General features: G+C 72.1%; 1 pseudogene. It reads left to right on the plus strand.

Annotated features, from left to right (window positions below):
- Window positions 1-463 (plus strand): annotated as a pseudogene (locus TN53_RS42305) (glycogen debranching protein); the annotation flags it as partial.

Raw genomic sequence — 463 nt, forward strand, 5'->3', positions numbered from 1 at the left:
GTGCTGTCCGGCCCGATCGCCCGCACGGCCGGAGCCCAGGCCCTGGGCGGTGCCGAGCGCGGTGTCGTCGTGACCGCGCATGCGGACGGCGTCTGGGAGATCGCGATCGAGGAACTCGACACCGCCCGCCCGCCCTACGCTCCCTCGGCGCCCTTCGACGAGGTCGTGGCCGCCGCGCAGGGCGTCTTCGCCGCCTTCGTCGACGCGGTGGCGCCCTGGCGTTCGGCCGCCACCCCGGCCGCCGAACTCGCCGCCTACGTCGTATGGTCGGCGACCGTGGCGGCAAAGGGCCTGGTCACCCGGCCCGGGGTGCTGATGTCCAAGCACTGGATGGACAAGGTCTGGAGCTGGGACCACTGCTTCAACACCCTTGCCCTCGCTTCCGGTTGCCCCGAACTTGCCCTCGACCAGTTCCACCTGCCCTTCGACCATCAGGACGAGAGCGGCGCCCTGCCGGACTCGG

Source organism: Streptomyces sp. WM6386 (genome assembly GCF_000972385.1).
In the GTDB taxonomy this organism is placed as follows: Bacteria; Actinomycetota; Actinomycetes; order Streptomycetales; family Streptomycetaceae; genus Streptomyces.